Annotated in this window: 7 protein-coding genes; 2 read left to right on the plus strand and 5 right to left on the minus strand. The window is 41.3% G+C overall.

Annotated elements, in window-relative coordinates; genetic code table 11:
- Nucleotides 1-75: 75 nt before the first annotated feature.
- The 5 genes from aepX to ACFE90_RS33720 all read right to left on the minus strand — a co-directional run bounded on the left by aepX (nucleotide 76) and on the right by ACFE90_RS33720 (nucleotide 6,073).
- On the minus strand, nucleotides 76-1,731 hold the full coding sequence (gene aepX / locus ACFE90_RS33700; RefSeq protein ID WP_375506646.1) for a phosphoenolpyruvate mutase: 1,656 nt from the start codon (nucleotides 1,729-1,731) through the stop codon (nucleotides 76-78).
- A gap of 200 nt (nucleotides 1,732-1,931) precedes the next feature.
- Nucleotides 1,932-2,687, minus strand: coding sequence for an NTP transferase domain-containing protein (locus ACFE90_RS33705; protein WP_375506647.1), 756 nt, complete (start codon nucleotides 2,685-2,687; stop codon nucleotides 1,932-1,934).
- 132 nt (nucleotides 2,688-2,819) lie between these two features.
- A complete protein-coding gene (locus ACFE90_RS33710) occupies nucleotides 2,820-3,536 on the minus strand; it encodes a 2OG-Fe(II) oxygenase (protein WP_375506648.1) in 717 nt (238 codons plus the stop codon).
- Between the two features lie 97 nt (nucleotides 3,537-3,633).
- Nucleotides 3,634-4,260, minus strand: coding sequence for a CDP-alcohol phosphatidyltransferase family protein (locus ACFE90_RS33715; protein ID WP_375506649.1), 627 nt, complete (start codon nucleotides 4,258-4,260; stop codon nucleotides 3,634-3,636).
- A 157-nt stretch (nucleotides 4,261-4,417) separates the two neighbouring features.
- Nucleotides 4,418-6,073 (minus strand): B12-binding domain-containing radical SAM protein, encoded by a 1,656-nt coding sequence (locus ACFE90_RS33720; protein WP_375506650.1) that lies wholly within the window; start codon nucleotides 6,071-6,073, stop codon nucleotides 4,418-4,420.
- A gap of 230 nt (nucleotides 6,074-6,303) precedes the next feature.
- Between ACFE90_RS33720 and modA the strand changes: the two genes are divergently transcribed.
- Entirely contained in the window at nucleotides 6,304-7,104 is an 801-nt protein-coding gene (gene modA, locus ACFE90_RS33725) for a molybdate ABC transporter substrate-binding protein (protein WP_375506651.1), read from the plus strand.
- 392 nt (nucleotides 7,105-7,496) lie between these two features.
- On the plus strand, nucleotides 7,497-7,859 hold the full coding sequence (locus tag ACFE90_RS33730) for a 2Fe-2S iron-sulfur cluster-binding protein (RefSeq protein ID WP_375506652.1): 363 nt from the start codon (nucleotides 7,497-7,499) through the stop codon (nucleotides 7,857-7,859).
- Nucleotides 7,860-7,889 lie beyond the last annotated feature (30 nt).

Below are 7,889 nucleotides of genomic sequence, written 5' to 3' on the forward strand. Positions count from 1 at the left end.
GCTTTGGCGGGGTGGGGTTCTTTGGGTTTAATAAGTAATCCAGCATACATAATATAACTTCCCACTCCCCACTCCCTATTGTTTCAATTGAAAAGCAAGGTCAAGATCATCTAAAGAATTAACATCTAACCAGTTACCGCGAATATAAAGTACCTTGATCGGTTTTCCTTGCTCGATTAAATAATTGCATAATTCTGGCAAACCCAAACTGTTGAATTCCGGTCGTTTTTGCAACTCGTTGAGTGCTTCACTCAACCACTGTCTACCTTGACTCCGCAAGCGCAACATCCCAATCCAACGACCGCTAGATTTTCCCAATTGCGTTTGTGTTGTTTTAGAAATATCCAACAGGTTGACATCCTGTCCAAACAAAGAAAGATCATCTGAAATTGAGCAATAAGCGTAGTCAGGTGAACCGCTAACAGACTTACTATTTACCACAGAATCAACCACAGCCACAATTTCTCCGGGACATTCTAATAAATCTCGTAGGATGTAGCTTCTAAATAATAAATCGCCGTAAAGCACCAGCATCTCATCGTTAAAGCTGGCTTGAGCTACGGCTAAGGATGCTAATTCTCCCGTTGTTTCATAATCTGGGTTGCGGATGACTTTAGTCCCCGGAACATTGATAGTTTCTGCTTTGTAACCGGCGACAACGGTAATATCATTGATGGCAAGTTTCTTGAATTTGTCTACCAACAACCTGAGTAGAGGTTTACCTCCAAGGGGTAACATTACTTTTGGTTTATCTTGCGTCAACCCTGCTAATTCTTGTCCTCTGCTAGCAGCCAGAACGATCGCTTGGGTATTTTGTCGTCCGTTGTTAAAGTAGCGTTTTTCAGCTTCTTGGAGTTCATCCGCCCCTTGTAATCGGAAAATTTCTTTTACAGAAGCAATATCATCTTCAATGTTGATTAAAGTTTCGCTGGCTTTCACTTCACGGGCGATCGCTTGCATACTAGCAACAGCAGCTCGAATCAGATGGTTCGCCCAGATAACCAAATTAACTTCAGCTTTGCGAAAAACATCGGTGGCAGTGCTGTAATATTTAGTCGGTATAATAACTAACGGAGAACGACCTGCCCATTCTTTGGCAAAGGCTAGCACTTGGTCAGGACGCGATGATTTACTGTGAATTAGAATTGCCGTTGCTCCGGCGGCGTGGTAAGCTTCAGCTCGGCGCATTGCCTCCGAAAGATCCCACCCGGCAATCAAAGCTTCAAGTCGGGCGACGATGCAAAAATCTGCGTCTGTCTGACTATCCTTACCTGCCTTAATTTTGCCGCAAAATTCATCAATATCAGCCAAAGCTTGGCGACTACCGTTGATGAAACTATTGGTTTTGGGAAAAAGCTTATCTTCAATACAGACTCCAGCAATACCTCGCTGTTCTAACTTCTTCACCAGGCGGCGCATATTATTAAAGTTGCCATAACCAGTATCCCCGTCTAATAAGATGGGGATGCTAGTGACATCAGACATAAACTCCAGCATTTCCACAATTTGAGTCCAACTGGCTTCATTATTATCTCGAACGCCATATTGAGCCGAAAGGGCTAATCCACTCGCCCAAATTCCTTTAAATCCAGCCTCTTCCACAATACGGGCGCTAATCCCATTGTGAGCTTCCATGATGAAGTCGAGTTGAGGCGATTCTAATAATACCCGCAATTGGGCACACTTATTTAATTTTGCAGTGGTGTCAATGGGCGCAAGTATTTGATGCATTTATTCTGCTTTTTTCAACCTATATAATAAAGAAGAGTTCAGAATCAATTAGTAGGGGATTCAAACCTGCCACTTTCTTGTTGACCACTAAATCGGATATTTAGTGGGAGTTTAAACCCCTTAATTCCCCCGCCGATAGCACAGAATTCATACTGAATTCTGGCTCCTGACTCCTGAGTTCTTTTTTGATAAAGATATTTTCAGACATTTTCTGCGACTTCTATTTGAGGTAGAATCTCGTTTTGGGCGCGTTGAATATCCTGGGGAAAATCGATTTCGATCCAAGGTAATCCAGTGATGTCTTCGTAGCCAAATGTTTCGGGAGTTTTTAACAGCAGATCCCGAATTACTTCTTCATAAGGTTCATTATCCAGTCCATCAGCAACATATTGTTCTGTGCGAGTAGCAAGACGGTGAGCAACAGTACTCCCAAACCGAAAGAATCCCACTGACTCACCTGCAAAATCATAAACCAAACCAAGAGCTACCTGTTTGCGAAACTCTACTAAATAATTATCTTTGACGCAAAGCTTCACGGGTTCATCCCCTGGTTCAAAATCGCGATCCAGCAAGAAGCTGTTAGGGATATTTGTCTTTACCAGTCGTTCGATGATGCGGCGATCGTACAACACATCTGCATCCATTAATAATATGTCATCGCCAGCAACTAGCTGTTGACGTAAAGTCCATAAGCTGATAACACTACCTTTGGTATAGTCAGGATTGTAAACTGTACTAACCCAATTTTCGGCTTTGAGTGCTTTGATTTCCTCCTGAATTCTTTGTGCTTGATAACCCACAGCAATTACTACTTGGTCAATCTGATAATGACGAAGATAGTTTAAATGGCGCTCTAATAGAGATTTACCGTTAAATTTCAGTAAGCATTTGGGTTGGATTTGCCCATCTTTACCTAAGCGTCGTCCAACGCCAGCAGCTAATATAATTGCCTTCATCGTCAAGTCACCAACAAAGCTAAAACACTAGGAAATCTAGAAATTTTCCCAGTATTTTATAATGACTGTTTTTTGCTCAAGACAATATTTGTTAATTAATTCTTAACATGGAAGAAACAGTAACTCGTATCGCTATCGACGACGAAACACTTGGCAAAAACCAAAATAGGCGATCGCATCTTTCATATTGGAGACAAAACGTTTTAGCATACCCATACGGGTATCAGTGACGTACTCTAGAGTTAAGACAATACGCTGTTCATTTTTCCCCAAAGGAGTAACTCTGTGGTAAAGTTTGTCACCATTGAATAATACTAGAGTACCAGGCTTTAAGGAGAGCGATCGCATTTCCATGTCCCGTTCAGGAATATCCTTGTAGAGTTGATATTCCAGCTTACTGGAGGAGTCGTCAACTAAACCAAGCAACACTGTATAGCGTTTCCCGCGATAGTAAGAGGTATCGTAATGATACTGAATGTGATCTCCAGGCTCAGTGTAATAGTACAATGCGTAAGTATGGGGATCAGTATCAGGACAGGGAAGGAGTTTTTCTGCCGTAATTTTGTTGAGGAACTCAAAAAAGCCACTGAGTTGATAAAACTCTCCAAAAATCGGAGCAAGGCTGTCTAAGCTATAGCGGCTGATACTACCGCCCTTTTTATGATTGGGAATATAGTTACGGTTGATAGCAGGTTGCAAAGATGGCAACAGCGTCAAAAAGCTCTCGATGATCGAGTTAGGAAGAAAGTTCTCAACCACCAAAAATTCATTTTGAGCTTGAAACTCAGCTTTAAATTTCTGGTAATTAACAACTGCTATGGCTTTATCAATTTCAGTTTGAAGCTCCATATAATATTTTTGACTTTTGACTTACCCGAACGCGAATTTATCTCGTTGGCGCAGCCTCTTGTAGAGAAGAGAAGGGGCTGACTTCCGCTTTGCGGTACTACTTTGATTCAGGCTCCGGGAGCGCCCGAAATTGCCAAATTACCCATACAGCAAAGGTTGGCGCACCAATTGTAGCTGCCATTAATAATGGTTCTAGTCCATCCAGTAAGGTAACTATGGGAAACAAATACAACACATCTTCAATGTCAAACCCCGCGAAATTTGGTTGAGGGCTGGCGTCTTTACCTAAACGCTGTTCCATTTGGTTTCGCAAATGAAAAATGCAAGCAACAGACACGCCAGATACTATCCCCATCAGCAACGCCCACCAACCAAATTTTCCCTCCTTAAGACCATATCCAATAGACACAAACAAAAGAATGTGGATTATAGCATCACTAGCAAGGTCATACTGATGTCCCCATTTGCTGCTTTTTCCACTCAAACGAGCTAATTCACCGTCTGTGTGATCTAGAAAGTTTGATAAAGCAAAGAGCCATGCTCCAATATTAGCCCAAATAGTATCGCCAACTGCGTAGGCGTTGCCCGTCGTAAACATCGCTACGGCAGCCGCCAACCCTGTCACAAGTCTTACTGTGGTGAGATGATTGGGGTTTACCCAACTGTCTTTTAAAGGTAGAACTAGCCAGTAAGCAAGTTGAGCATCCCAAGGCTTGCTGATCATAGATGAACTTGAATTTGATGTGTTTTGTAACGCATGTTTTAATTTTTGGCTTTCTGGCTGTTTTGAACAGTTATCAGTTATCAGTTAAGAATGGTAGGGTGCGTTATGGCTTCAGGCTAACGCACCATCTTTTGAACGTTAAAAAACTTTTAGCTTATTAGCTACGAACTTTAGTCAGGATTTTTTGGGAATAAAATGAAGCCGATTCTTCGTTTTTGGCACAATCTTGGGCAAACTTAATCAAATGATGTCCGACAAGTCCAATGTGAATTAAATTTTCAATATTACCTGCTTTTAATGCTGGCTTCGCCATTTTCCAAAAAGTTTGACGATAGTTACTAAATATGCCTATCCGCAGCAAAATATTGGCTAAATAAGTTAAACCTTTGCGAATATTAGCCCCAGAGGTGCGAGCTGGGCTGTTAGGTACTTCGATGCGGTTTGGATAGGTGTGTTCCATGTTGTAGGCAAACCGTTGATATAAAAATTCCGGCTCGTAAGCAGTTGTGATGCAGCGCCGCCACATCTCAATAACTTGCTCGTAAGGCATCAAAAACTCAACATTTGATTCGCGGCTTTCATCAAATACAAGTCGTCCTTCTGCTTCTAATCTCCGCCATAAAGGAGTTCTTGGTAATGCATGAAGTAGGTTAATTGTCAACATGGGAATTTGCGATGCCCGAATAAATTCGAGAATTCGGTCTGCTGTTTCTGATGTATCTGTATCTAATCCGATGATGATTCCTGATACTACTTCCATACCATAGCTATTTAAAACCTGAATCGCTTTTAAAATTGGCATACTCAGATTTTGGTCCTTGGAAATCGCATGGAGAGCATTTGGTTCTGGTGTTTCGATACCGCAAAAGATTGTGCAAAAATAGGCTTCGCGCATCATTTCCAGCAGTTTTGGACTTTGAGCTAAATTGAGCGTTGCTTCACAGGCAAACTGGATGGGGTAGCCATTGCGTTTTTGCCAGTCAATCAGATGAGGAAGCAACTTCATGGCGGCGCGGCGATCGCCAACAAAGTTATCATCAACAAAATACACTGCCCCCAGATTGCCAGATTGTCGCATTGCATCTAACTCCGCGACCACTTGCTCTGGTGTTTTCATCCGGGGACTGTTGCCATAGAGTTCTGGAATATCACAAAACTCGCAGCGATAAGGGCAACCACTAGAAAACTGCACATTTGCCAGGAAATAATCATTGATATTCAGCAAATGATAAGCTGGAGTGGGAAACTCTGTTAAGGGTAAACGTTCCTTGGTTTCAAAGCGAATTTGCCCTTGAGGACGTTCCAGGTTTTGGTCTAGATACTCGATCATGCGATCGCTTGCATCTCCCAATTCACCCAAATGTAAAATATCAAATTCAGGATAATATTCTGGACACCCAGATACCGAGGGGCCACCGACAACTGTAATTTTGCCCGCTCGATGGGCAAGTTCATTAATTTGATTAATCTGTGGTTTTTGGATATGCATTCCACTCACAATCACCACATCACACCATTGGTAATCAGTTCTGGTTGCTGATTTGACATTCTCATCAATAAACCGCACTTCCCATTCTTTAGGTAAGTAGGCAGCCACAATTAAAATACCTTGAGGTGGCATAAAAGCCCGGACATTACCCATGAGTGGGTAGGCATGATGAAAAGTACCAAAGGAGCGGCTGTACTTAGGAAAGATGCAAAGGATACGTCGATGTTGCAAGGGAACATAGCTGGTTCTCTTAGTGGTAGGAGCGGTTTTTGAATCGGCCACTATATGGGTTGGGTTTTCTAAAGACTTCAGATTCACAGTCATCGCAAATTTCACCCCGAAAAACTGAGCAGCTAATTTGACAATTTATTGACACAATCACTTGTAATTCCAACTAGCTTACCGTGATATTTCAGAAGTTTTTAACTGTAAGATAGAAAACTTACCTTGTTCTTTTTTAGAAACTTTACCGATAAAGTTGGTCAAAAATTGGTATTACTGGTACGATTTTACCTAGCATCAATTTTGGAAACAACCTATATTGCACCTTTTCTATGAAAAGAAGACAGATTCTTGGCTTTCTGGGTATAGCAGTTGCAGGCTTGCTCTTGGCAATTGGTTTACCATTGATTACTCCTTCTCCTGGAATAGCACAATCAAGCACCAACATAATCGTGTCCGCAGCTTCTAGTTTAAAAGATGCGCTGGAAGAAATTAAGCCTTTGTACCAACAAAGTAAATCAAATATCAACATTAGTTATAACTTTGGGGCTTCTGGTGCTTTGCAGCAACAGATTGAGCAAGGTGCGCCTGCGGATATCTTTATTTCTGCTGGTAAAAAGCAGGTGGATGCCTTAGAACAAAAAGGACTGTTTCTACCAGGTAGCCGTACTAACCTAGCAAATAACAGTCTAGTCTTGATTGTGGCTCAGGATGTTGTTGGTATCAAGAGTTTCTCGAATTTAATAAATAGCAAGATTAAGAAAATTGCGATCGGTGAACCCAGAAGTGTACCCGCAGGGCAATATGGAGAAGAAGTTTTAAAGAATTTGAAACTTTATGATCAGCTTAAATCAAAATTTGTCTTTGCTAACAATGTGCGTCAAGTTTTGGCAGCAGTAGAAAGTGGTAATGCCCAAGCGGGCATAGTTTATGCCACTGATGCCAAAACTTCCAACAAGGTAAAAGTCGTAGTCACTGCTGACGAAAAGCTTCACTCACCGATTGTCTATCCAGTAGCAGTAATTAAAAGCAGTAAAAATATTTCTGCTGCCAAAGAATTTGTCAAGTTTTTATCTGGCAGTCAAGCTAAGACTGTATTGAGAAAATATGGGTTTATTGTCTCGAGTGTCTAATTAGTAGTTGTTTGCAAGTAAGCTGAAAAAACATTTATCAGCAGCTATTCCTCCGTGATAGAAAAAAGTCTTGCCAGCGTCCACAAAGGCATTTCAGTAATGCTAAACGAATAATTGTGGAATGTCGGCTCATTGAAACTCCCTGTCTCTAAAGAGGCGGGGAATTTCAATAGCTGGCTTTCGTGTGCATAAGCATCTACAGTTAGCGGGAACTTAGACAAAAATTAAGAACATAATGACAACTATAGATGAGACTTATGGCATAAATCTTCTGATAGAGAGACGATAACAACATGAAATTGTATTCTGTTAACAATGTCATTTTTATAAAGAATTGAAATCAAAAGAATTACTCAATATTATTACCAACAAAAACAGAATGGAGTAAACAGATGAGGTTTGCCCTAAGACGCCGCAAGTTAGGTCAATTGATGATTCTCAGCACAGTAGGGGCTACGATCACTAATTTTGTAGAGAAAGCTGTAGCACAAACTCAAGTCAAAAAAACTACCCCAATACTAGCAACTTCTACTTCTGAAACTGTGAAGGTAAGGCTGCAAGTGAACGGAACAGAACATAATTTGCAAATTGAACCGCGTGTTACTTTACTTGATGCACTTCGGGAATATCTAGGACTAATTGGTACTAAAAAAGGTTGCGATCATGGTCAGTGTGGTGCTTGCACGGTGCTGGTTGATGGGCAACGGATTAATTCGTGCCTGACATTTGCAATTGGGAGCAACGCGATTTGGTGAGGTAGGATCAAAAACCAGCGATCGCTAACA

It is taken from the genome of uncultured Nostoc sp. (assembly GCF_964245445.1).
In the GTDB taxonomy this organism is placed as follows: domain Bacteria; phylum Cyanobacteriota; class Cyanobacteriia; order Cyanobacteriales; family Nostocaceae; genus Nostoc.

Bases quoted from the DNA above. Each gene is read 5' to 3' on its own strand.
- aepX (WP_375506646.1), bottom strand. From the start codon at position 1,731: ATGCATCAAATACTTGCGCCCATTGACACCACTGCAAAATTAAATAAG.
- ACFE90_RS33705 (WP_375506647.1), bottom strand. From the start codon at position 2,687: ATGAAGGCAATTATATTAGCTGCTGGCGTTGGACGACGCTTAGGTAAA.
- ACFE90_RS33710 (WP_375506648.1), bottom strand. From the start codon at position 3,536: ATGGAGCTTCAAACTGAAATTGATAAAGCCATAGCAGTTGTTAATTAC.
- ACFE90_RS33715 (WP_375506649.1), bottom strand. From the start codon at position 4,260: ATGATCAGCAAGCCTTGGGATGCTCAACTTGCTTACTGGCTAGTTCTA.
- ACFE90_RS33720 (WP_375506650.1), bottom strand. From the start codon at position 6,073: ATGACTGTGAATCTGAAGTCTTTAGAAAACCCAACCCATATAGTGGCC.
- modA (WP_375506651.1), top strand. From the start codon at position 6,304: ATGAAAAGAAGACAGATTCTTGGCTTTCTGGGTATAGCAGTTGCAGGC.
- ACFE90_RS33730 (WP_375506652.1), top strand. From the start codon at position 7,497: ATGAGGTTTGCCCTAAGACGCCGCAAGTTAGGTCAATTGATGATTCTC.